This window comes from Gordonia ajococcus (genome assembly GCF_012974285.1).
In the GTDB taxonomy this organism is placed as follows: Bacteria; Actinomycetota; Actinomycetes; order Mycobacteriales; family Mycobacteriaceae; genus Gordonia; species Gordonia amicalis.
On sequence record NZ_CP052884.1, the window covers coordinates 2722553 to 2744418 of the forward strand.

The window sequence follows — 21866 nt, forward strand, 5'->3', positions numbered from 1 at the left end:
AGCGAAAGCTGAGTCGCCATGTCGAAGATCCTCGTGTTCGGACACCGCAATCCCGACACGGACGCGATCGGCTCCGCAATCGGGCTGGCGCGCCTCGAGCAGGCTCTCGGCGTCGATGCGGAAGCCGTCGCCCTCGGCGCACCCGGTCCGGAGACGGCCTTCGCCCTCGACCACTTCGGCCTGGACGCGCCGCGCGTCATCGACCACGCGAGCCCCCACGACGTGATGCTCGTCGACCACAACGAACACCAGCAGAGTGTCGCCGACATCGCCGACGTGACGGTCCGGAAAGTGATCGACCATCACCGCATCGCCAACTTCGAGACCGCCGCGCCGCTCTACATGCGGGTGGAGCCGGTGGGTTGCACGTGTTCGATCCTGACGCGCATGTACGCCGAGAGCGAGGTCGAGATCCCCGCCGACACCGCCGGGATCATGTTGTCGGCGATCATCTCCGACACCCTGCTGCTCAACTCCCCCACCACCACCGACTCCGACCGCATCGCCGCCGAGGAACTCGCCACCATCGCCGGCGTCGATCTCGACGAATACGGAAACCAATTGCTCCGTGCGGGAACAGAAGTGGGCGACAAACCGGCGTCGACGATCATCGGCCTCGACGCCAAGACCTTTTCGATGGGATCCAGCAGTGTTCGCGTCGCGCAGCTGACGACCGTCGACTCCGACGCCGTCCTCGCCCGCCGAGACGAGTTCTTCGAGGCCATGACTGCCGAGAAGAAGACTGCCGGCTACGACCTCTTCCTGTTGCTCATCACCGACGTGATCGCCTGCGACTCAGACCTTCTGGTGATCGGCGAACCGGTGGAGGCCGTCGAGCGCGCCCTCGGAATCACCGTCGCCGACGGACACGCCTTCGGCAAGGGCATCGTGTCGCGGAAGAAGCAGATCGTGCCGCAGTTGACGGAGGAGTTGGCCGGATAGGCCCGGTACAACACTCAGTTCTCAGTTCCCGACACCCTCACCGTGACGGCCCGCTCCACCGGCGAATCGGGTTGCGCCGGCGACGGTGTCGGCTGCCAGGGACACCATGCCGTGTTGCAGTTCGTTCATCAACGCGGCGTCGGTGTCCAGACCGTTCTGCTCGAGCACGGACATCCGGTCGTGACGCAGGCACGTCTGCGGGAACCCGGCGATCTGGGTCGCGAGCTCGACGGCGGCGTCGAGAGCGGTACCCGACGGGACCACGCGATTCGCGAGTCCCATCTGCAGGGCCTCGTCGGCGGCCACCGGGCGCCCGGTGAGGATCAGGTCCATCGCCCGGCTCTCCCCGATCAACCGCGGAAGACGCACCGTCCCACCGTCTATCAGCGGGACGCCCCAGCGACGGCAGAAGACGCCGAACACGGCATCCTCCTCGACGACGCGCAGATCGGCCCACAATGCGAGTTCGAGACCACCGGCGACGGCGTGACCGGAGATCGCCGCGATCACCGGCTTGGACAACCGTAACCGGGTCGGCCCCATCGGACCATCACCGTCGAACTCCACCCGGTTGGGCGTGCCGTCGGCGATGGCCTTGAGATCGGCGCCCGCACAGAAGGTCCCACCTTCGCCGTGGAGTACGGCCACCGACACCGCGTCGTCGGCGTCGAACCGCCGGAATGCGTCGGCCAGGGCGTCGGCGGTCGCGCGGTCGACGGCGTTACGGCGGTCGGGGCGATCGATCCCGATGATCCGGACCGGCCCCTGCGACCGTTCGATCACTCCCGACTCGCCCATGACCACCGTCCCGTCAGGTGTTGAAGACTCAGGTATTGAAGTACTTGGCTTCGGGGTGATGCAGCACGAACGCGTCGGTGGACTGCTCCGGATGGAGCTGCAGCTCCTCCGACAGCTGAACGCCGATCCGCTCGGGCTCGAGCAGCTCGATCATCTTCGCGCGGTCCTCGAGATCCGGGCAGGCGCCGTAACCGAAGGAGAAACGCGCACCGCGGTATTCGAGGTCGAAGAAGCCCTGAGCGTGCTCGGGATCCTCGCTGTCCATCGACCGGTCACCGAACTTCAGCTCGCTGCGCACGCGCTGATGCCAGTACTCGGCCAACGCCTCGGTCAGCTGCACACCGATGCCGTGCACCTCGAGGTAGTCGCGGTAGGCGTCCTCGGCGAACAGCTTGTTCGCGAAGTCCGCGATCGGCTGCCCCATCGTGACGAGCTGGAACGGCATGACGTCGACCCGGCCCGCGGCCTTCGCGGCCTCGCGTGACTGGATGAAGTCGGCGATGCACAGGAACCTCGACCGCTGCTGGCGCGGGAACGAGAAGCTGAACCGCACCGGCGCGTCGGGGTCCGGCTCGGTGAGCACGTGCACCGTGTCGCCCTCGCTGACCGCCGGATAGTAGCCGTACACAACCGCTGCGTGCTGCAGGATGTTCTCGGTCGAGAGCCGGTCGATCCAGTAGCGCAGACGCGGACGTCCCTCGGTCTCGACGAGCTCCTCATACGACGGGCCGTCGCCACCGCGGGCACCGCGCAGACCCCACTGGCCGAGGAACAGCGCGCGCTCGTCGAGCAACTGCAGATAGTCGGCGATCGGCACCCCCTTGACGATGCGCGAACCCCAGAACGGCGGGGTGGGGATCTCGTTGTCGGAAGCCACATCCGAACGTGCCGGCACCTCGACCGGCACCTCGGCCGCCTTGCGCTTCGCGGCGATGCGCTTGGACCGTTCGTGGCGGGCTTTGCGCTCGGCGGTCTTGGCCGCCTCGGCCTTCGCCTCGTCGCTGTCCGGGTCCGGGCCCCCGCCGCGCTTGCGGGCCATGATGTCGTCCATCAGTCGCAGACCCTCGAACGCGTCACGCGCATAGTGCACGTCACCCTCGTAGACATCCGACAGGTCGTTCTCGACGTACGAACGCGTCAGCGCCGCACCCCCGAGCAGCACCGGGTACTCGTCGGCGAGACCCCGGGTGTTGATCTCCTCGAGGTTCTCCTTCATGACCACGGTCGACTTCACGAGCAGACCCGACATGCCGATGACGTCGACCTTCTTGTCGGAGGCGACCTCGAGGATCGTCGCGATCGGCTGTTTGATGCCGATGTTGACGACCTCGTATCCGTTGTTGGACAGGATGATGTCGACGAGGTTCTTGCCGATGTCGTGCACGTCGCCCTTGACGGTCGCCAGCACGATGCGGCCCTTGCCGTCCTCACCCGTCGACTCCATGTGCGGTTCGAGGTGTGCCACAGCGGCTTTCATGACCTCGGCGGACTGCAGCACGAACGGCAGCTGCATCTGGCCCGAGCCGAACAGTTCGCCGACGGTCTTCATGCCCGACAGCAGCGTGTCGTTGATGATCGACAGCGGCGGGACCTGGGTCATCGCCTCGTCGAGATCGTCGGTCAGCCCGTTGCGCTCACCGTCGACGATGCGCCGTTCCAGCCGCTCGAACAGCGGCAGCTTCGCGAGCTCCTGGGCACGCGACTCCCGAGCCGATGCGGCCGACACACCCTCGAAGAGCTCCATCAGCTTCTGCAACGGGTCATAGCCCTCGCGTCGGCGGTCGTAGACCAGATCCAGCGCGATCTGACGATGCTCCTCCGGGATACGCGCCATCGGCAGGATCTTCGACGCGTGCACGATGGCGGTGTCGAGGCCGGCCTGCACGCACTCGTGCAGGAACACCGAGTTCAGCACCTGCCGAGCGGCCGGGTTCAGACCGAACGAGATGTTCGAGATGCCCAGCGTGAAGTGCACATCCGGGTGCGACTCGTGCAGCCGGCGGATGGCCTCGATGGTCTCGATGCCGTCGCGTCGGACCTCTTCCTGACCCGTGGAGATCGGGAAGGTCAGGGCGTCGATGATGATGTCTTCTTCGGCCAGGCCCCAGTTGCCGGTGATGTCGTCGATGAGACGCTCGGCGACACGGACCTTCCAGTCCGCGGTACGTGCCTGACCCTCCTCGTCGATGGTCAGGGCGACGACGGCCGCACCGTGCTCGACGACGAGCCGCATGATCTTGTTGAAGCGCGAGTCCGGTCCGTCGCCGTCCTCGTAGTTCACCGAGTTCACCGCGCAACGGCCACCGAGGGCCTCGAGTCCGGCGCGGATGACCTCCGGCTCGGTCGAGTCGAGCATGATCGGCAACGTCGACGATGTCGCGAAGCGGCTCGCCAGTGCAGTCATGTCCGCGGCACCGTCACGACCCACGTAGTCGACGTTGAGGTCCAGCATGTGCGCACCGTCGCGCGTCTGGTCCTTGGCGATGTCGAGGCACTTCTGGTAGTCCTCGGCGATCATCGCCTCGCGGAATGCCTTGGAGCCGTTCGTGTTCGTGCGCTCGCCGATGACCAGGAAGCTTGCGTCCTGGTCGAAGGGCACTGCGGTGTACAGCGACGACGTCTCCGACTCGTGCTCCGGGGTGCGGGTCGCGGGGGTGACCTGCGCCACGGCCGCGGCGACCTGGCGGATGTGCTCCGGCGTCGTACCGCAGCAGCCGCCGACGAAGGACAGACCGAACTCGCCGACGAACTGGGCCATCGACTCGGCCAGCTCCTCCGGTGTCAGCGGGTACTCGGCACCGTTGGCGCCGAGTACGGGCAGACCGGCGTTCGGCATCACCGACACCGGGATGCGCGCATGCTTCGACAGGTAGCGCAGGTGCTCGCTCATCTCGGCCGGACCGGTGGCACAGTTCAGGCCGATGAGGTCGACGCCGAGCGGCTCGATGGCCGCCAGCGCGGCACCGATCTCCGAACCGAGCAGCATCGTGCCGGTGGTCTCGACCGTGACGTGGCTGATGATCGGGATCCGGCGACCCACCTGATCCATGGCCCGCTGGGCCGCGATCACGGCGGCCTTCACCTGCAGCAGGTCTTGAGAGGTCTCGATGAGCACCGCGTCGGCGCCGCCCTCGAGCATGCCGATGACACATTCCTGGTAGGCGTCGCGGATCACCGCGAACGTCGTGTGCCCGAGGCTCGGCAACTTGGTCCCGGGACCCATCGAGCCGAGCACGTACCGTCCGGTGCCGTCGGCGGACGGCCCCATCTCGTCGGCCACCCCACGCGCGATCGCGGTGCCCTTGTAGGCCAGCTCGCGGATGCGGTCGGCGATGTCGTAGTCACCGAGGTTCGAGAGGTTGCAACCGAAGGTGTTGGTCTCGACGGCGTCGGCGCCGGCCTCGAAGTAGGCGCGATGGATTCCTTCGAGGATGTCGGGCCGCGTGTCGTTGAGGATCTCGTTGCAACCTTCGAGGTTGCGGAAGTCGTCGAGGGTGAGATCCGCGGCCTGGAGCATCGTGCCCATCGCCCCGTCGCCGATCAGCACCCGCCGCGACATCGCCGACAGGAAGGTCGTGTCGAAGTCGCGCGGTTTGTGGCCGCGATCACCGGGATATTCGAAGGACATGGTTGACAGCGTAGTTCGCCCTCTCTGCGTGTTCGGTCGTAGGCTGGTTCGGTGAACGCTGAGCAGATGTCGAACCTTCCCCAGCTGCGCAGACCCATTCTGCTCGCAGCCTTCGAGGGCTGGAACGACGCCGGGGACGCCGCCAGCAGTGCCGTCGAGCATCTCGCCCTCGAGTGGGATGCTCGTCCGCTCGTCGACATCGACTCTGACGAATACTACGACTTCCAGGTCAACCGTCCCACTGTCAAGCAGATCGACGGTGTGACGCGGCGCATCGAATGGCCCACGACGTCGATCTCGTACTGCAGCCCGCGCGGTGCCGACCGCGACATCGTGCTGGTCCGCGGCATCGAACCGAACATGCGGTGGCGTGCGTTCTGCGCCGAGATCGTCGAACTCGCCCAGGAGCTCGAGGTCGAGACCACCGTCATGCTGGGCGCGCTGCTCGCCGACACCCCGCACACCCGCCCGGTGCCCGTCACCGGAACTGCCTACAGCAGCGAGTCGGCGGCCCGGTACAACCTCACCGAGAGCCGATACGAGGGCCCGACCGGCATCACCGGCGTGCTTCAAGACCTCTTCGTGCAGGCGGGCCTGCCCGCCGTGTCCTTCTGGGCCGCGGTGCCGCACTACGTGTCGACCCCGCCCAACCCGAAGGCCACCGTGGCGCTCCTGACGCGTGTCGAGGAGGTCCTCGACATCGAGGTCCCGCTCGGCACGCTGCCCGAGCAGGCCGAGGAGTGGGAACGGGCGGTCACCGAGATGACCGAGGACGACGAGGAGATCGCCGACTACGTCCGGGGGCTCGAGGAACGCGGCGACGCCGAGATGGATCCCGACGAGGTGATGGCGAAGATCGACGGCGACGCGCTCGCCGCCGAGTTCGAGCGCTATCTCAAGCGACGCGGACAGGGGCCGTTCGGCGGGTGAACACCCACCGAATGGCAGCGGCGCGTCGTGCCGGTGTCGCGGGCGCGGTCGGTCTGGGTGTCACGGCGGCGGCCGTCGCCGGGTACGTCACCCGAAATCTCACCTACGACCGGCGAGAGTCGGCCCTCCTCGCATCCAGCGGTGTGATCCCACGGTCGGTCACCATGCCCGGCGGCGCGGTGATCAGCTACGGCGAGGGCCCACCGGGCGGCGAGCCGCTGCTCCTGATCCCCGGACAGCAGGTCTCGTGGAGCGACTACGCGGCCGTGCTCGGCGCACTGTCGGAGGACTGGCATGTCTTCGCCGTGGACTGTTTCGGCCACGGCGGCTCCGCCAAGGATCCGGCGTGGTATCCGGCGCTCCGACAGACCGCCGCACTCGGCTGGTTCGTCGACACGGTGATCGGCTCGTCCGCAGTGGTTGCCGGGCATTCGTCGGGCGGGCTGCTCGCCGCACGTCTTGCAGCCGACTGCCCCGCCCTCGTCCGCGCCGTCCTCATCGAGGACGCGCCGTTCTTCGCGACCGAACCCGACCGCGCCCCCGCCACGTTCGCGTGGCGGGACGGCTTCCGGCCCATGCACGACTTTCTGACGGCACCGCGGGAAGCCGAGATGACCTGGACGCGCCACTGGGTGCGCCACAGCCACCTGCGTGCGCTGTTCGGCGACAAGGGCTGGACGCGACTGGTCCGCGATCCGGTCGAACGCCGGCTCGATCGCGATCCGCGCCGCATCCCACGACTCTGGTGGCTGCCGCCCACGATGAACCGCGCCCTCGACCTCACGGCATGCCTGCAGGACGGCACCGGCGACTACGACCTCTGCTACGGCGAGATGTTCTACGACGGCACGTGGTTCGAGGGATTCGACCAGGCCGAGACCCTCGCGAGAGTCCGCGTGCCGGTGACCCTGCTGCACGCCACCGTGCACGAACAGGACGGTGTCCTGCTGGGCGCGATGACCGACGACGACGCGCGCCGGGCCCACGTCCTGATGCGGGATTGCCTACTCGTCGACCACATCCCGGCCGGGCACGACATCCATCGCCAGCGTCCGGCGTTGTTCGTCGACTCGATCAACGCCCTGCCCGGGCGGATTCACCGGTGACGACCGAGCGGGGCAGCGCTCAGCCGATCCTCTCGATGGAGACGACCGGCGTGGTGATGCGCCACGTACGGACGTCGGGATCGTCGGCCGCTCGCACCCAGAACTGAGCCGATTCGCCGAGCCGGCAGGACTTCACCCCGAGCAGCGGGATGTCCTCCGAGTCACGGCGCAGCCGACTGACGGTCCAGTCCTCGCTGTCGGTGCCGCCGACGCCGGGAGCGCGCAGGAGCGTCATCTCCTCGAAGTCCAGCAGGTAGGTGGATGTCCGGGTGACCACGGTGAACACCCCGGAGTCGGTGTCGGGTCTGATCTCTTGCACACGCGCCACGAGAGCACTGTACCCAGAGCCATCGCACACTGTTCGGCCCGTGCAGCCCAAACGACGTCCGGCCCCACCTCCGGCGCCGCACGCGGCCCGATCAGTCCTGCCGGGTCGCCGGGATGCCGAGCAGGGCGTCGACCGCCGCGGCGAGTGCCGCGGGCGACTCCGCCGACGACCCGATGCCGGCCCGCACGTCGGCGCACCAGGCGTCCACTGCGGCAAGCGCTTTCGGGGTGTCGAGGTCGTCGGCGAGGTGCTGGCGGACGCGTGCGATCACATCGGACGCATCGGGTCCGGCGGGTGCAACGAATGCCGTCCGCCACCGGTCGAGACGTTCGACGGCGGTGTCGAGGATCGACTGGGTCCACATGCGGTCGCCGCGGTAGTGGTCGGCGAGCAGTGCGAGCCGGATCGCGGCCGGGTCGACGTCCTCGCGGCGAAGCACCGACACGAACACCAGGTTGCCGCGGCTCTTCGACATCTTCTCGCCGTCGAGACCGACCATGCCGGTGTGCACGTAGTGGCGCGCGAACCGTCGCGAATCGGTCAGCGCCTCACCGTGGGCGGCCGAGAACTCGTGGTGCGGGAAGATCAGGTCGTTGCCGCCGCCTTGGATGTCGAACTCGATCCCGAGCCGGTTCAGAGCGATCGCCGAGCACTCGATGTGCCAGCCCGGGCGTCCGGGACCGAACGGCGAGTCCCAGGACGGCTCGCCGGGACGCTTGGCGCGCCACAACAGGGCGTCGAGCGGGTCACGCTTGCCCGCCCGGTCGGGGTCGCCGCCACGCTCGGCGAAGAACCGCGCCATCGTCTCGCGGTCGTAGCCGGACTCGTATCCGAACTGTTCGGTGGCGTCGGTCCGGAAGTAGACGTCGGGATACTCCGCGTCGTCGACGGTGTAGGCGGCACCCGAGGCGAGTAGTTTCTCGACCACCTCGATGACCTCGCCGATCGACTCGACGGCACCGATGTAGTCGCGCGGCGGCAGCACCCGGAGGGCGGTCATGTCATCGCGGAAAAGCTGGGTCTCGCGCGCACCGAGGTCACGCCAGTCGACGCCGTCACGGTCGGCACGTTCGAACAGCGGGTCGTCGACGTCGGTCACGTTCTGCACGTAGTGGACGTCATGACCCTGGTCCCGCAGGACGCGGTTCACCTGATCGAAGGTCACGTACGTCGCGGCATGGCCGAGGTGGGTCGCGTCGTACGGGGTGATCCCGCAGACGTACATGGTGGCGGTCGGTCCCGGGCTCACCGGACGGACAGCACGGTCGGCGGTGTCATAGAGGCGGAGGGCTGGTCCTTCGCCGGGTACCGCCGGAAGTTCCACATCGGGCCACGACTGCATGGCGTCCACTGTATTGCCCACCGACCGCGACGTGTTCACGGCCCGTCCGCTGCGATCGTGATCACCCGGAGCCGATGGGATCGTCGATCCCGCGGTGTCGATCAGAACGGGGGCCACGGAATGGGCCGATGGCCCGGCGGCAGCGGCATGGTCTCGCTCTCGGCGAGAACGATCGCCCGCACCGTGAGCGCGTCGACCTCGTCAGCGGTGATGTGGCGCAGCAGATCGCGGCGCAAGGCCGAGGCGTCGGTCTCCAGGTGCTCTGCGAGCTCGGCCACGTCGGCGACCAGATGTCCGGGCACCTTCTCCCCCGCCCAGCCCCACAGAACGGTCCGGAGCTTGTCCTCGGTGTGCAGGCAGATGCCGTGATCGATGCCGTAGACACCGCCGTCGAGGCCCTCGAGCACGTGGCCGCCCTTGCGGTCGGCGTTGTTCAGCACGACGTCGAGCACTGCGAGTCGCTGGAGACGCGGGTCGTCGGCGTGGACGAGCACGACGGGTTCGCCATACGGGTCGTAGGCCTGCAGGACGGCGAAGAATCCGGTCGGCACCCGGTCGACCGGGCACAGATCGACCAGATCGATCCGCGGCTGCGCCTCGACGGGCGGGTGCTCGGAGTTGTCCGGCGTCTCGATCCAGCGCTGCACCATGCCCGGACCGACTGGTCCGTCACGGTGGATCGTCGTCGGGATCGCACCCCACCCGAGGGCCTCCGAGATCAGATACGACGCGACCTCGCGTCCGGCCAGGGTGCCGTCGGGGAAGTCCCACAGCGGGACCTCGCCACGGATCGGCTTGTACACGCAGCGCATCGACTGTTCCTCGAGCACGGCGTCGCACACCAGGGTGGCGTTGCTGGCCGACGGGATCCGCCCGAGGATCGTCAGCTCCCCGTCGCGGAGGATCTCGAGCGGTGACACCTCAGCCGGAACGGGGTCCGAGGACTCCGGCTGGTGCGGACTCGCGGCTTCCGGTGTCAACGGCCGCGCCCCTGTCTCACCGTCGGGACTCGCTCACGCCTGGGAAGAGGGTCCGGGTGTGCCCGGGTCTTCGTCGTCGGGGTCGTCCGGATCGTCGTCGTCCTCGTCGACGAGGAAGCTCGGATCGGTTTGCGCGGCAAGGCTGTTGAACACCTCGGGATCGATGAAGTCGATCGACTTGCTCAACTGCGCGTCACGCTTGTAGCCGTTGGTGCGCACGCACAGGTGGCCGTCGGGGTCGAGCGGCTCGCTGCAGAGCGGGCACGGCTGGCGGCCGGCGGAGATGACCTTCGACGACCGTGCCGCGAATTCGCGTGCCGCGGCAGTGGTGAGGAACACGCGCACCGCGTCGGGTCCCTCGTCGGTGTCGTCGAGCACGACGCTCTCGTCGAACTCCCCCTCGGTGATGGCCAGCAACTCCACGACGACGGCCTCGGATTCGGCGTCCCAGCCCAGCCCCATGGTGCCGACGCGGAACTCGGCGTCGACGGGCATGACCAGCGGGCTCAGGTCGCCGACCCGATCGGTCGCCGGCGGGATCGGGGTGCCGAAGCGGCGGTGGATCTCGTCGAGCAGTGCGCCGATCCGGTCCGCGAGGATCTGGACCTGCTGCTTTTCGAGCATCACGCTGATGATGCGTGTCTCGTGGACGGCCTGGAGGTAGAACGTGCGGTCGCCGGGTTGTCCGATCGTGCCGGCGACGAACCGGTCCGGGCTGCGGAACACGTGTATCGCTCGGGACATCACACCTCCTTCATTGTTGTGTTCATTATCCCGATGTCGCCGGGATCGTCGCAGCGGCACCGGTGTCCCCGCCCACGACGGCGTCATCGGACGCCTGCTGGTCGTCACCGGTGGCCGGACGCGGTGTCGGTACCGAGAGCTTCTGCGTGTTGTTGACCGTGTGCACGTACGGCCTCGACGAGGAGTAACGGACGACGCTGATCGACGCGGGTTCGACGACGATGCGCTGGAACGCGTCGAGATGACTGCCCATCGCGTCGGCGATGATCGACTTGATGACGTCACCGTGCGAGCAGGCGATCCAGACACCGGCCCCGTCGGAGCCGCCGTAGACGCGGTCGAGTTCGCGGATGGCACGTACCGCACGGGCCTGGACGTCGGCGAGGCCCTCCCCGTCAGGGAAGACCGCGGCCGACGGCTGCTGCTGCACGACCTTCCAGAGCGGCTCGGAGAGCAGCTCGGAGATGGGGCGTCCGGTCCAGCCGCCGTAGTCGACCTCGGCGAGGTCGTCGACGACGACCTCCGGAGGACGCTCCCCGTTGGTGCCGAGGGCGGCGAGCAGCGGTGCGACGGTCTCCGCGCAGCGATCGAGCGGTGAACGGACCACAGCCCTGATCGCGCCGAGGTGCTCGCCCAAACGGCTCACGAGTGCGTCGGCCTGTTCGCGGCCCCGGTCGTCGAGGTGGACTCCGGGGCTACGACCCGCGAGCACACCCGAGGTGTTCGCCGTCGAACGGCCGTGCCGGAGAAGGATCACGGTCATCCCACAACCATAGGCATGCGCGCCTGCGGCCCGCACGCGGCGAGGACGCGGCGAGGACGCCTCAGACGTCAGGTCGCGGCGATCGTGCCGGTGGACAGCAGGACGATGAGCGTGACGCCCAAGATCACGCGGTAGGCGCCGAACCAGTTCATCGAGTGCCCGCTGACGAACTTCAGCAGCCAGGCGATGGCCGCATAACCCACGATGAACGCGACGATCGTCGCCACCAGCAGCTGCGGCCCGGTCGCCTCCATGCCCTCACCGCTCGGGTTGAACGCGTCCGGCAGGCTGAACAGGCCCGACGCGGTCACCGCCGGGATGGCCAGCAGGAACGAGAACCGGAACGCGGCCTCGCGTTCGAGCCCGAGGAACAGCCCGGCGCTCGCCGTCGCACCCGACCGGGAGACGCCGGGGACCAGCGCGAGGCACTGTGCGCCGCCCATGACCAGCCCGTCGCGCAGCGTCAGCTTCTCGAGCGGACGCTGCTTCGTCCCGTATCGCTCGGCCAGCCAGAACACACCCGCGAAGACGATCAGCATGATCGCGACGAGCCACAGGTTGCGGCCGGTGGTGCGGATCTGGTCCTTGGCGAGGTAACCGATGAGCCCGATGGGGATGGTCGCGAGGATCACATACCAGCCGATGCGGTAGTCGAGGTTGCGCTCCTCCGCGTGGAACAGGCCGCGGAACCACGCCCCGATGATGCGGAAGATGTCGCGGGCGAAGAACAGCAGCACGGCTGCCTCGGTACCGAGCTGGGTGACCGCGGTGAACGACGCCCCGGCGTCCTCGCCGAACATGAGTTCCGAGGCGATACGGAGGTGCCCGGACGACGAGATCGGCAGGAACTCGGTGAGGCCCTGCAACGTCCCGAGGACGATCGACTGGGTCCAGGTCATGGTGTCGGTCACGGCGCCCGATGCTACGCGGAGGCCCGCCCGCCGACCGCGCTCGGCGACACGCGCCGACCCGCCTGAGACCCGGACGCGGCGGGTCACGCAAGATGGGTTCATGTACTCGTCTCGACGACCGCGCCCCCGTCACCAGCCCCCGAGCGGTCTCGCACGGTTGCGGCGTCCGGTCGCCGTAGCGGCGACGCTCGCCGTGGGTGTGGCGATGATCACGGCGTGCGGGTCCGACGACTCCGGCATCCCGGACGTCCCGACCGTCACCCCGGCGACCGCGGCCGAGGCGCCCGCGACCTCCCAACCTGCCGGACTCACCGTCCCCGTACCCGCCGGTTCCCGAGCGCTCGCCTCGTCCGGCCGCACGGTCGCCGTCGTCTCGCCGGACGGCAGGCAACTGCTCCGCTTCGACGCCGCGAGGATGACCGCGCCACCCACATCGGTCGAGGTACCCGGCCTGACCGCGCTCGCCCCGGACACCGATGGCGGCTATCTCGGGGTGGGGCCGGGTGCGCTGGTCGTCGTCGACGCGCAGGGCGCCGCGCGCACCGCCGGACTCGACACCGACTCCCCGACCGCGGTCGTGCGCGCCGCGTCCGGCGAGATCGTGGTCGGCACCGCCGACGGCCGGGTGCTGATCTACGACGGCGACTTCGAAAACGGGCAACTCCGCATGAGGCACGATCTGCGCGAGTTCGTCCGGGTGGATTCACTCACCGCGGCTCCGGCCGCGGCCGAGGGCCTCGACGGCCAGATCGTCGTCCTGGACCGCGCGCAGTCGTCGGTGACCCCGATCGACCCCGAATCCGGCGAACCCGGGCCCGCGTTGCGGGCCGGCAACGGCGCCACGACCTCGACGGTCGACCGTTTCGGACGCATCCTGGTCGCCAACACCCGCGACGGCGAGATCCTCGGCTTCTACGGTTCACCGCTGGTCATGCGGTTCCGCTATCCGGTGGCCGATGGCCCGTACGCCGTAGACTACGACGACACCCGCAACCTGCTCTGGGTGTCGACAACCGCGAACAACGAGGTGGTGGCGTATGACCTGGCCGACGGCGAGCCGACCGAGAAGCAGCGGTTCGCGTCTGTCGTCCAGCCCGACGCCCTCACCGTCGACGATGCCGGCACCGTCTACGTCCTGTCGGCACGCGACGGCCGACTCCAGGTCGTACCCCCGCCCGGCACTCCTCTCGGTGTCGCGGCGGTCGAGCCGGGCCGGTGACCTGTGACTGCTGATCGACGACCCCACACCCGGCACGCACGGACATCCGCCCGCCTGGGGTCGCGCTACCCCACCGGCTGGGAGGTCACGTCCGAGGACGTCGAGTGCATCCTGCTGAAGTTGCCGCCGGACGTCACCCGGGTGACCGCGTCGATGCGGCTGGCACTCCAGGCCGAGTTCGGCGGCTGGGAGCTGTCCCGGGTCCGCCTCTACTCCGACGGCACGCGCAAGGTCCTGCTCAAGCGCCGGCGTCCGCCGCGCGGCGCCCGCGAACTCGACGAGGACCGTTCCACCGACCACGATCCCCGGAGCGCCCAGGCATGCTGACCGCACGAACCGCCACCAGGGTGCTGATCGCACTCAACCGGTGGTGCTATCCCCTGCTGCTCAAGGCGATGTTCCTGCTGCCGCCGGAACGCATTCATCACATCGTCTTCGTGCTGCTGCGTGCGGTGGGCCGGTTCTCGCTGCTCTCCGTCCCGGTGGCCAAGCTGCTCGCCCACCACGACCCGGTCCTGCGAAGCCGTGTGTTCGGCGTCGACTTCCCGGCGCCCATCGGGCTGGCGGCCGGTTTCGACAAGACCGCGGGTGCCGTCAACACCTGGGGTCAGATCGGTTTCGGCTTCGCCGAGATCGGCACCATCACCGGCCGGGGACAGCCCGGCAACCCGCAGCCGCGCCTGTTCCGGCTACCCGCCGACCGGGCCCTCATCAACCGGATGGGCTTCAACAATCCGGGGGCGCACGTCGCCGCCGAACACCTCACCGAGGTCCGGCGCGGCCCGGTGTCGGTGCCGATCGGCGCGAACATCGGCAAGACCAAGGTGGTCCCGCTCGACGAGGCCATCGACGACTACCGTCTCTCGGCGAGCCTGCTCGGCCCCCTCGCCGACTTCGTCGTCGTCAACGTGAGTTCTCCCAACACTCCCGGGCTACGCGATCTCCAGGCCGTCGACTCGTTGCGGCCGATCCTCGCCGCAGTCCAGTCCGAGGTCCACGTCCCGGTCCTGGTGAAGATCGCTCCCGACCTCGTCGACGACGACATCGACGCGGTCGCCGACCTCGCCGTCGAGCTCGGTCTCGCCGGCATCGTCGCCACCAACACCACCATCGGCCGCGAGGGTCTGCGCACCCCGGACGCCGACGTGCGCGAGATCGGCGCGGGTGGTCTGTCTGGAGCACCGGTGGCCGACCGGTCGCTGTCCGTCCTGAAACGGCTCTACAACCGCGTCGGCGGGAAGATCGCGATCGTGAGTGTCGGCGGCATCGAGACCGTCGATCAGGCGTGGGAACGCATCTGTGCCGGCGCCGATCTGCTGCAGGTCTACACCGGGTTCATCTACGGCGGACCGCTGTGGCTGTACGAATTGCACGCCGGTCTCGCCGAGCGTGTGCGGGCGGGCGGTTTCGCGTCGGTCGCCGATGCGGTGGGCAGCGCCGCGACCGCGCAGCCCTGATCGGACGCTCCGACGCCGACGACGTCGCAAAGAAGGCGTCCCGACCGCTCGACGAGCGATCAGGACGCCTGGTTGTCGTTGCGTCTCAGACGTTCTCGCCGGGCTGTTCGTAGGTGCCCACGAGGACTGCGCGGGCGATCGCGTGCGAGAAGAGGTTGAAGCCGAGGTAGGCCGGGGTGGCTCCCTCGGGCAGGTTCAGCGACTCGGTGTCGACCGCGTGCACGGCGACGAAGTAGCGATGCGGTCCGTGTCCGGGCGGCGGGGCGGCACCGATGTAGCGGCGCAGCGAGGCGTCGTTGGTGAGCGTCACGGCGCCATCGGGCAGACCCGATCCCTCGTCGTCACCGGCCCCCTCGGGCAGGCTCGTGACGGACGCGGGGATGTCGGCGACGGCCCAGTGCCAGAACCCCGACGCGGTCGGCGCGTCGGGGTCGTAGACGGTGACGGCGAAAGACTTCGTCTCCGCGGGGAATCCGGACCAGGTCAGCTGCGGTGACAGGTCATCTCCACCCGCGCCCATGATTCCGCTGACCTGACCGCTGGCCAGCGGCGAGCCGTCGGTGAGGCTCTCCGAGGTGAGCGTGAAACCCGGCAGACTCGGTAGCGGGGAGTACGGGTCGAAGGACGACATGTGTTCACCTTTCTGACGTTTCGCGCATCGGATCGATCTGCCCACCACTCTATGTGAGGGCTCAGCTGTGGAGCAGGAAGTGTTCGAAGACCTTGGTGCCGAACAGAACCGCGTCGACCGGCACCCGCTCGTCGACGCCGTGGAACAACGCCGCGAAGTCGAGCTCGGGCGGCAGCTGCAGCGGCGCGAACCCGAAGCAGCGGATGCCCAACTTGGCGAACGCCTTGGCGTCGGTGCCGCCGGAGAGCATGTAGGGCACCGTCTTTCCCTGCTCGTCGTGAGCGAGAATGGCGTTGTTCATGGCGTCGACGAGGTCGCCGTCGAACGTCGTCTCGTATGAATCGAGGTGCGTGATCCATTCCCGGGTGACGTTCGGCCCGATGAGTTCGTCGATCTCCTTCTCGAAGGCCGCCTGACGCCCCGGCAGTACGCGGCAGTCGATGACGGCTTCGGCCTTCTGCGGGATGACGTTGGCCTTGTAGCCGGCTTTCAGCATCGTCGGGTTGGCGGTGTCGCGCAGCGTGGCGCCGATGATGCGGGCGAGATTGCCGAGCTTGAACAGCGATGTCTCCAGGTCGGGCGCGTCGGGGCTGAAGTCCAGTCCGGTCTCGGCGCTGACCTCGGCGAGGAACTGGCTCACCGACTCCGTCATGACGAGCGGGAAGGTGTGCCGGCCGATCCGCGCCACGGCTTCGGCCACCTCGGTGACCGCGTTGTCGGCGTGCAGGAACGAGCCGTGACCCGCCCGCGCCTCCGCGGTGAGACGCATCCAGCCCAGACCCTTCTCGGCCGTCTCGACGAGATACAGGCGTTTCTGGGTGCCGTCGGGTCGATCGACGGTCAGCGAGAAACCGCCGACCTCACCCACCGCCTCGGTGATCCCCTCGAAGAGATCCGGCCGGTTCTCGACCAGCCAGTGGGCGCCCCACGTCCCGCCGGCCTCCTCGTCGGCGAGGAAGGCGAACACGATCTCCCGCGGCGGGACGGTGCCGTCGCGTTTGAACTGGCGGGCCAGCGCGAGCGCCATCCCGGCCATGTCCTTCATGTCGACCGCACCGCGTCCCCAGATGTAGCCGTCCTTCACCGTGCCGGAGAACGGGTGGACACTCCAGTCGGCCGGCTCGGCCGGCACCACGTCGAGATGGGCGTGGATCAGGAGGGCGCCGCGGTCGGAGTCGGGCGGTCCCGCGAGGCGCGCGAAGACGTTGCCGCGTCCCGGGCGGCCCGACTCGACATACTGTGTGGTGTATCCCACTTCCTCGAGTTGCTGCGCCACCCACTTGGCGCACTCTTCCTCGCCTTTCGTGGTCTCCGGCTCCCCCGTGTTGGAGGTGTCGAACCGGATCAAACGGCTGACGAGATCGACTACTTCAGTGGTCGCAGACTGGAAAGACACCCCTCACTCCTACGGGATTTGGGATACACGGGCAACCTCGGTTAGTGTTATCCCGCTGCCGAGAGACGGCGGGGAGAAATCACCGCCGGAGCAACGCAGCAGAGCAAGTCCGAGTGGCGGAATGGCAGACGCGCTAGCTTGAGGTGCTAGTGTCCTATTAACGGACGTGGGGGTTCAAGTCCCCCCTCGGACACCACAGATCACAGAAGAACCCCGGCTCCGGCCGGGGTTCTTCTCGTTGGAGGCGCTACCGCGCGGACGCGGCAGGGTCAGCTCCCGACGGGCTCCATGAACCCCGCCCAGGCGCGCGAGTACGGCAGGTCGATCGAGTTCTCCACGAAGGCCTGCAGGATGACGCGACGCAGCCGCCGCTGGACCGCCCACTGGCCGTTCGGCATGGTCTTGACCGTCAGGCGCAGGACGACCTTCTCGGAGGAGACCTCCTGCACGCCGAGCATCTCGATCGCGCCGAGGATGTCGGTGTCGTCCTGTTCGACGGCGAGCCGCGCCGCCTCGGCGGCCACCCGCTGCGCCTTGTCGATGTCGGCGCCCGGCGCGACCGGCACGTCGACGCGTGCCACCGCGAACTCCTGGCTCATGTTGCCGACGCGGGCGATCTCGCCGTTGCGGACATACCAGAGGGTGCCGTCGATGTCGCGGAGCGTGGTGACGCGCAGACCCACGGTCTCCACCTCGCCGATCGCCTCGCCGAGGTCGACGATGTCACCGACCCCGTACTGGTCCTCGAGGAGCATGAACACCCCGGAGACGAAGTCGCGGACCAGGTTCTGGGCGCCGAAGCCGATCGCGAGACCCACGATGCCGGCCGAGGCGATGAACGGTGCGATGTTCACCCCGAGGACGCTCAGCACCGACAGCACCACCCAGACGAGCAGCACGATCGACACGGTGGACTTCAGCACCGAGCCGATGGTCGCGGCCCGCTGGGCGCGCCGGGCGGCGATCTGGGCGCTGCGTTCGGTCGTCGGCGTCTTGGACCGGAAACCACGGATGAGAGACGCGCCCCGCGTTCTCCCGCCGTCCCGGGAGCGGGGCCGGGTTGCCCGGTCGATGACGCGATGGATGGCGTAGCGCACGACCAGCGCGAGCAGGATGTAGGCCGCGATGCGGATCGGATTCTCGATCAGCCATTCACGATTCGTGTCGGTCCATTCGAAGGCCAGGTTCTGAATGGTCATGACCCCGACCGTACGGACGATGAGATCGTTGTCCAGTCGTGATCGTTCGCAGGCCGGCGTCGTCGGACCCGAAAACCGTTGTCAGCCTGCGCGGAACGTGACGATGTTCTGATCGAGGATCATCCGGTCCTCCTGTGTGGCGACGGCCACATCGGGTGCCAGGACCAGGGGGACGCCGGTCCCCTCCGAGGCGTCGAAGGCCGCGGTGTCGGCCACCCGGCCGGTGATGGTGAAGAGATCGGTCACACTCGGCACGCCTTGCGACACCAGGAACGACGGACCGTTCATCACGTGGACGTGCAGGTGCGGCGCGACCGAGTTGCCGCTGTTGCCCACCTTGCCGATGACCTCACCCCGACGCACACGGTCCCCCGGCTTGAATCGCACCGAGCCGGGTTGCATGTGGGCGTAGTTCACGTAGAAGCCGTCGCCGATGTCGAGGACGAGGTTGTTGCCGTCGGCATCGGCGATCGGCAGATTCGCCGGGTACTCACCCGGCACCTGCTCCGGCAAGTCGTTGCGGCTGGCGACGACCGTCCCGTCGGCGACGGCGAGCGCGTCGTCGCCGAAGATCCGGTAGCCGGCCGGATCCCTGGCGTCGCCGACGAAGATCTTCCCGTCGGGTCCGGCCTGCTCCCAGTCGACGGCGTAGCGCTGCGCGAGGACGGGCGTGCCATCGAGTGGCAACAGGGCCCGGGTGTGCCGGACCGCGTCGCAGCAGGCGTCGGCGGCGATGTAGTGCTCACCGGCGAGCGGCGGACCCAGGACCGGGACCACGCCGTCGTTCACGTCGACCGCCGCGATCCTCTCGGTGGTCTCGCGCATCTCGGGTGGCGCCTCGTCGGCGCGGACCGAGATCTCGTGGATCAGCTTCTTCGGTGCGCCACCCGCGAATCGCAGGTGGAGGAACAACACGCCGTTCTGCCCCGGTGCGAGCACCTCGGAATACCCGTCGGGCGCACCTGGTCTCGGCTGGACCGAAGGCGCCCCGGTGGGCTTGAGCCGTCCCGCGACACCGGCCTGGTCGAGGCCGATCAGTGCAGGGCTGCCTTCGGTGTCGGCGTCGAACACCTCGACCCCGGTGATCGTGACCGGGGTGCGCAGGTAGTTCGTCAGCGACACCTCGTAGACGAGATGGTTGGAACCGTCCGATCCGGCGAACGGCGTGGGCGCGAACATCACCGACCCCACCACCGGGGTGACGACGGGTTCGGCGGGAACCGGTACTTCCGTACCATCACGGGAATCGTCGGCACCGCCGCAGCCGGCCAGGACGAGCGCGGCACACAGGCCGAGAACTGTCGATGAGAGTCGTTGTGGGTGCATCGCGTTCCTCTGCGGCCGTCGCGCCGACGGCGGTCCGTCCGGCATCGGCAGGGATACTAGGGAACGCCGGGGCGGCGCGGGTGGGGTCACCGCAGACCGGGCACAATTGTGACGTGACCCAGCGCCTGTTCTTCGACTGCGACACCGGTATCGATGATTCGGTGGCACTGCTCTATCTGCTGGCCCGCGCCGATGTCGACCTCCTCGGGATCGCCTCGACGGCCGGCAACGTCCCCGTGGACGTGGTCACGACGAACAACCTGTCCTGGCTCGAACTCTGCGGCCGTGCAGAGATTCCCGTCCACGTCGGGTCGGCCACTCCCCTCGTCGCCGACCTGATGACGACCGAGGACACCCACGGTCCACTGGGCGTCGGCCATGCCGAACTGCCCACCCCGACCATCACGGCGAGCCACGTCGACGCCGCGGACGCCTGGATCGAGGCGTCGCGAGCTCACGACGGCGAACTCGTCGGGCTGGTGACCGGGCCGCTGACCTCGCTGGCGACCGCGGTCCGCCGAGATCCGGCACTGCCCTCCCGCATGCGCCGGCTGGTGATCATGGGCGGCGCGTTCCACACCCACGGCAACACGACGCCGACCTCGGAGTGGAATGTCGCCGTCGACCCGGAGGCCGCCGCGGAGGTCTTCGCGGCGTTCGGTACGGCAGGCGCACCGGAGCCCATCGTGTGCGCGCTGGATCTCACCGAGCAGGTCGTGATGACCCCGGACCACGTGGTGCGCCTGGCCGCCGCGTCGGGGAGCACACCGCTCGAATGCCCGGACCCCGGCGACGAACGGGGTCTGCGTTCGGTTGCCGACAACGAGATCATCCGGCACCTCACCGATGCCCTGCGCTTCTACTTCGAGTTCCATCACGACCACGACGAGGGCTACATCGCCCATCTCCATGACCCGTTCGCGGCGATGGTGGCGCTGAACCCCGACCTCGTAACCACCATTCCGGCGCGCGTGGGCGTCGAGCTCACCGGAACCCTGACGCGCGGGATGACGGTCGCCGACGAACGCTGGATGTCGCCGCTGGGACCCAACGCCCGCATCGCCACGGCCACCGACCTCGACTCCGTGTTCGACGATCTCATCGAGACGATCGGGACCTACGCTCGCGCACTGGTCCGGATCTGAGACCCCCGCCGTCTGAGGTGTCAGAGAAGCGAGCGCGACGGCCCATCGGCACCTACGGTTGACCGGTGACTCGACTCGGTTATCAGATCGCCAACTTCACCTACCCGGACGTTCCCGCCGAACGGCTCTTCCCCACCGTCGTCGCGCAGGCGCGGGAGGCCGAGGACTCCGGTTTCGACACCGTCTTCGTGATGGACCACTTCTATCAGTTGCCCATGCTCGGTGAACCCGACGATCCGATGATCGAGTGCTACACGTTGCTGTCGGCCCTGGCCCAGCACACCTCGACGGTCCGCCTGTCATCGCTGGTCACCGGTAACACCTACCGCAACCCCGCGTTGCTGGCGAAGACCGTGACCGCACTCGACGTGGTCTCCGGCGGTCGGGCGCAACTCGGGATCGGCGCGGGATGGTATGAGCTCGAACATGATTCACTCGGCTTCGAGTTCGGTACCTTCAGCGACCGGTTCGAGAAGCTCGAGGAGGCCCTGCAGATCATCCGCGGCATGCTCGCCGGCGAGCGGCCCAGCCTCGACGGTGAGCGGTATCGCGTCGCCGACGCGCTCAACGTCCCCGCGCCGCTGTCGACGATCCCGGTGATGATCGGCGGTGGCGGTGAACGCAAGACGCTGCGAATGGTCGCGCAGTACGCCGACGAATCGAATCTGCTGTGCCCGCCGTCCCACATACCCCGCAAGCTCGAGGCCCTCGCCGAACACTGCGAGCGCCTCGGACGCGACCGGGCGGAGATCACGGTGACCGTGCAGACCTACACCTGCATGGCACCCACCCATGAGGAGGCGGTCGCCGACTACGAGGCCTATGTGCGCCGCACGCCGGCGGCCGAGGCGCGTCGCGGGATGACGATCATCGGTGATCCGGACGAGGTCGGTGCCCGCTACGCCGACATCCTCGCCGCCGGCGTCGACGGTTTCACGGTCAATGCAGCCGCCAACGGCCATGTGCCGGGACGGGTTTCCCTGCTGGGTGAGACGCTCGCGCCGCTGATCGGTTGAGCCGG

The 21866-nt window shown here is 68.4% G+C and carries 20 protein-coding genes and 1 tRNA gene; 9 read left to right on the plus strand and 12 right to left on the minus strand.

The window, feature by feature from the left end; all coding sequences use genetic code 11:
* Nucleotides 1-18 precede the first annotated feature (18 nt).
* Complete coding sequence (locus tag GAA2_RS12285) at nt 19-942, plus strand: manganese-dependent inorganic pyrophosphatase (RefSeq protein ID WP_191834372.1); 924 nt, start codon at nt 19-21, stop codon at nt 940-942.
* A 21-nt stretch (nt 943-963) separates the two neighbouring features.
* On the opposite strand, the gene GAA2_RS12290 is transcribed toward GAA2_RS12285, so the two are convergent.
* Nucleotides 964-1740 (minus strand): crotonase/enoyl-CoA hydratase family protein, encoded by a 777-nt coding sequence (locus GAA2_RS12290; RefSeq protein ID WP_191834373.1) that lies wholly within the window; start codon nt 1738-1740, stop codon nt 964-966.
* 28 nt (nt 1741-1768) lie between these two features.
* Nucleotides 1769-5368, minus strand: a complete 3600-nt coding sequence (gene metH / locus GAA2_RS12295; protein WP_024498076.1) for a methionine synthase — start codon at nt 5366-5368, stop codon at nt 1769-1771.
* A gap of 51 nt (nt 5369-5419) precedes the next feature.
* On the opposite strand from metH, the gene GAA2_RS12300 reads away from it, so the two are divergent.
* Nucleotides 5420-6298: a PAC2 family protein gene (locus GAA2_RS12300; protein ID WP_024498077.1), complete on the plus strand. Its 879-nt coding sequence runs from the start codon at nt 5420-5422 to the stop codon at nt 6296-6298.
* An 11-nt stretch (nt 6299-6309) separates the two neighbouring features.
* On the plus strand, nt 6310-7404 hold the full coding sequence (locus GAA2_RS12305) for an alpha/beta fold hydrolase (RefSeq protein WP_248664773.1): 1095 nt from the start codon (nt 6310-6312) through the stop codon (nt 7402-7404).
* Between the two features lie 19 nt (nt 7405-7423).
* On the opposite strand, the gene GAA2_RS12310 is transcribed toward GAA2_RS12305, so the two are convergent.
* The 6 genes from GAA2_RS12310 to GAA2_RS12335 all read right to left on the minus strand — a co-directional run bounded on the left by GAA2_RS12310 (nt 7424) and on the right by GAA2_RS12335 (nt 12472).
* A complete protein-coding gene (locus GAA2_RS12310) occupies nt 7424-7732 on the minus strand; it encodes a hypothetical protein (protein ID WP_006437969.1) in 309 nt (102 codons plus the stop codon).
* A gap of 91 nt (nt 7733-7823) precedes the next feature.
* Nucleotides 7824-9074, minus strand: a complete 1251-nt coding sequence (mshC, locus tag GAA2_RS12315) for a cysteine--1-D-myo-inosityl 2-amino-2-deoxy-alpha-D-glucopyranoside ligase (protein ID WP_096274955.1) — start codon at nt 9072-9074, stop codon at nt 7824-7826.
* 101 nt (nt 9075-9175) lie between these two features.
* Nucleotides 9176-10054, minus strand: coding sequence for an SCO1664 family protein (locus GAA2_RS12320; protein ID WP_024498080.1), 879 nt, complete (start codon nt 10052-10054; stop codon nt 9176-9178).
* 33 nt (nt 10055-10087) lie between these two features.
* Complete coding sequence (locus GAA2_RS12325; protein ID WP_006437972.1) at nt 10088-10798, minus strand: DUF3090 domain-containing protein; 711 nt, start codon at nt 10796-10798, stop codon at nt 10088-10090.
* A gap of 25 nt (nt 10799-10823) precedes the next feature.
* Nucleotides 10824-11561 (minus strand): MSMEG_4193 family putative phosphomutase, encoded by a 738-nt coding sequence (locus GAA2_RS12330; protein ID WP_024498082.1) that lies wholly within the window; start codon nt 11559-11561, stop codon nt 10824-10826.
* A 68-nt stretch (nt 11562-11629) separates the two neighbouring features.
* Complete coding sequence (locus GAA2_RS12335) at nt 11630-12472, minus strand: undecaprenyl-diphosphate phosphatase (RefSeq protein WP_096273998.1); 843 nt, start codon at nt 12470-12472, stop codon at nt 11630-11632.
* Between the two features lie 100 nt (nt 12473-12572).
* Between GAA2_RS12335 and GAA2_RS12340 the strand changes: the two genes are divergently transcribed.
* Genes GAA2_RS12340 through GAA2_RS12350 form a run of 3 tightly spaced genes read left to right on the plus strand, consistent with a single transcriptional unit; the run spans nt 12573 to nt 15148 of the window.
* Nucleotides 12573-13691, plus strand: coding sequence for a hypothetical protein (locus tag GAA2_RS12340; RefSeq protein ID WP_410471345.1), 1119 nt, complete (start codon nt 12573-12575; stop codon nt 13689-13691).
* A gap of 3 nt (nt 13692-13694) precedes the next feature.
* The gene (locus GAA2_RS12345) at nt 13695-14018 is read left to right on the plus strand and encodes a DUF5703 family protein (RefSeq protein WP_006437976.1); all 324 of its coding nucleotides are present in this window, start codon (nt 13695-13697) and stop codon (nt 14016-14018) included.
* Complete coding sequence (locus tag GAA2_RS12350) at nt 14012-15148, plus strand: quinone-dependent dihydroorotate dehydrogenase (RefSeq protein ID WP_191834375.1); 1137 nt, start codon at nt 14012-14014, stop codon at nt 15146-15148. The genes GAA2_RS12345 and GAA2_RS12350 overlap by 7 nt, the downstream gene beginning before the upstream one ends.
* An 85-nt stretch (nt 15149-15233) precedes the next feature.
* Here GAA2_RS12350 and GAA2_RS12355 read toward each other — a convergent pair whose 3' ends face one another.
* On the minus strand, nt 15234-15779 hold the full coding sequence (locus tag GAA2_RS12355; RefSeq protein ID WP_024498086.1) for a YbhB/YbcL family Raf kinase inhibitor-like protein: 546 nt from the start codon (nt 15777-15779) through the stop codon (nt 15234-15236).
* A gap of 61 nt (nt 15780-15840) precedes the next feature.
* Nucleotides 15841-17175 (minus strand): M20/M25/M40 family metallo-hydrolase, encoded by a 1335-nt coding sequence (locus GAA2_RS12360; RefSeq protein WP_024498087.1) that lies wholly within the window; start codon nt 17173-17175, stop codon nt 15841-15843.
* Nucleotides 17176-17282: 107 nt separating this feature from the next.
* Between GAA2_RS12360 and GAA2_RS12365 the strand changes: the two genes are divergently transcribed.
* Nucleotides 17283-17371, plus strand: a tRNA-Leu gene (locus GAA2_RS12365).
* A 73-nt stretch (nt 17372-17444) separates the two neighbouring features.
* On the opposite strand, the gene GAA2_RS12370 is transcribed toward GAA2_RS12365, so the two are convergent.
* The gene (locus GAA2_RS12370) at nt 17445-18374 is read right to left on the minus strand and encodes a mechanosensitive ion channel family protein (protein WP_024498088.1); all 930 of its coding nucleotides are present in this window, start codon (nt 18372-18374) and stop codon (nt 17445-17447) included.
* Between the two features lie 81 nt (nt 18375-18455).
* On the minus strand, nt 18456-19700 hold the full coding sequence (locus tag GAA2_RS12375; RefSeq protein ID WP_191834376.1) for a M23 family metallopeptidase: 1245 nt from the start codon (nt 19698-19700) through the stop codon (nt 18456-18458).
* A gap of 113 nt (nt 19701-19813) precedes the next feature.
* Here GAA2_RS12375 and GAA2_RS12380 point away from each other — a divergent pair, with 113 nt between their 5' ends.
* Together GAA2_RS12380 and GAA2_RS12385 are read left to right on the plus strand one after the other, a co-directional pair.
* Nucleotides 19814-20845, plus strand: coding sequence for a nucleoside hydrolase (locus GAA2_RS12380; RefSeq protein ID WP_096273990.1), 1032 nt, complete (start codon nt 19814-19816; stop codon nt 20843-20845).
* Nucleotides 20846-20910: 65 nt separating this feature from the next.
* Nucleotides 20911-21861: an LLM class F420-dependent oxidoreductase gene (locus GAA2_RS12385; RefSeq protein ID WP_191834377.1), complete on the plus strand. Its 951-nt coding sequence runs from the start codon at nt 20911-20913 to the stop codon at nt 21859-21861.
* Nucleotides 21862-21866 lie beyond the last annotated feature (5 nt).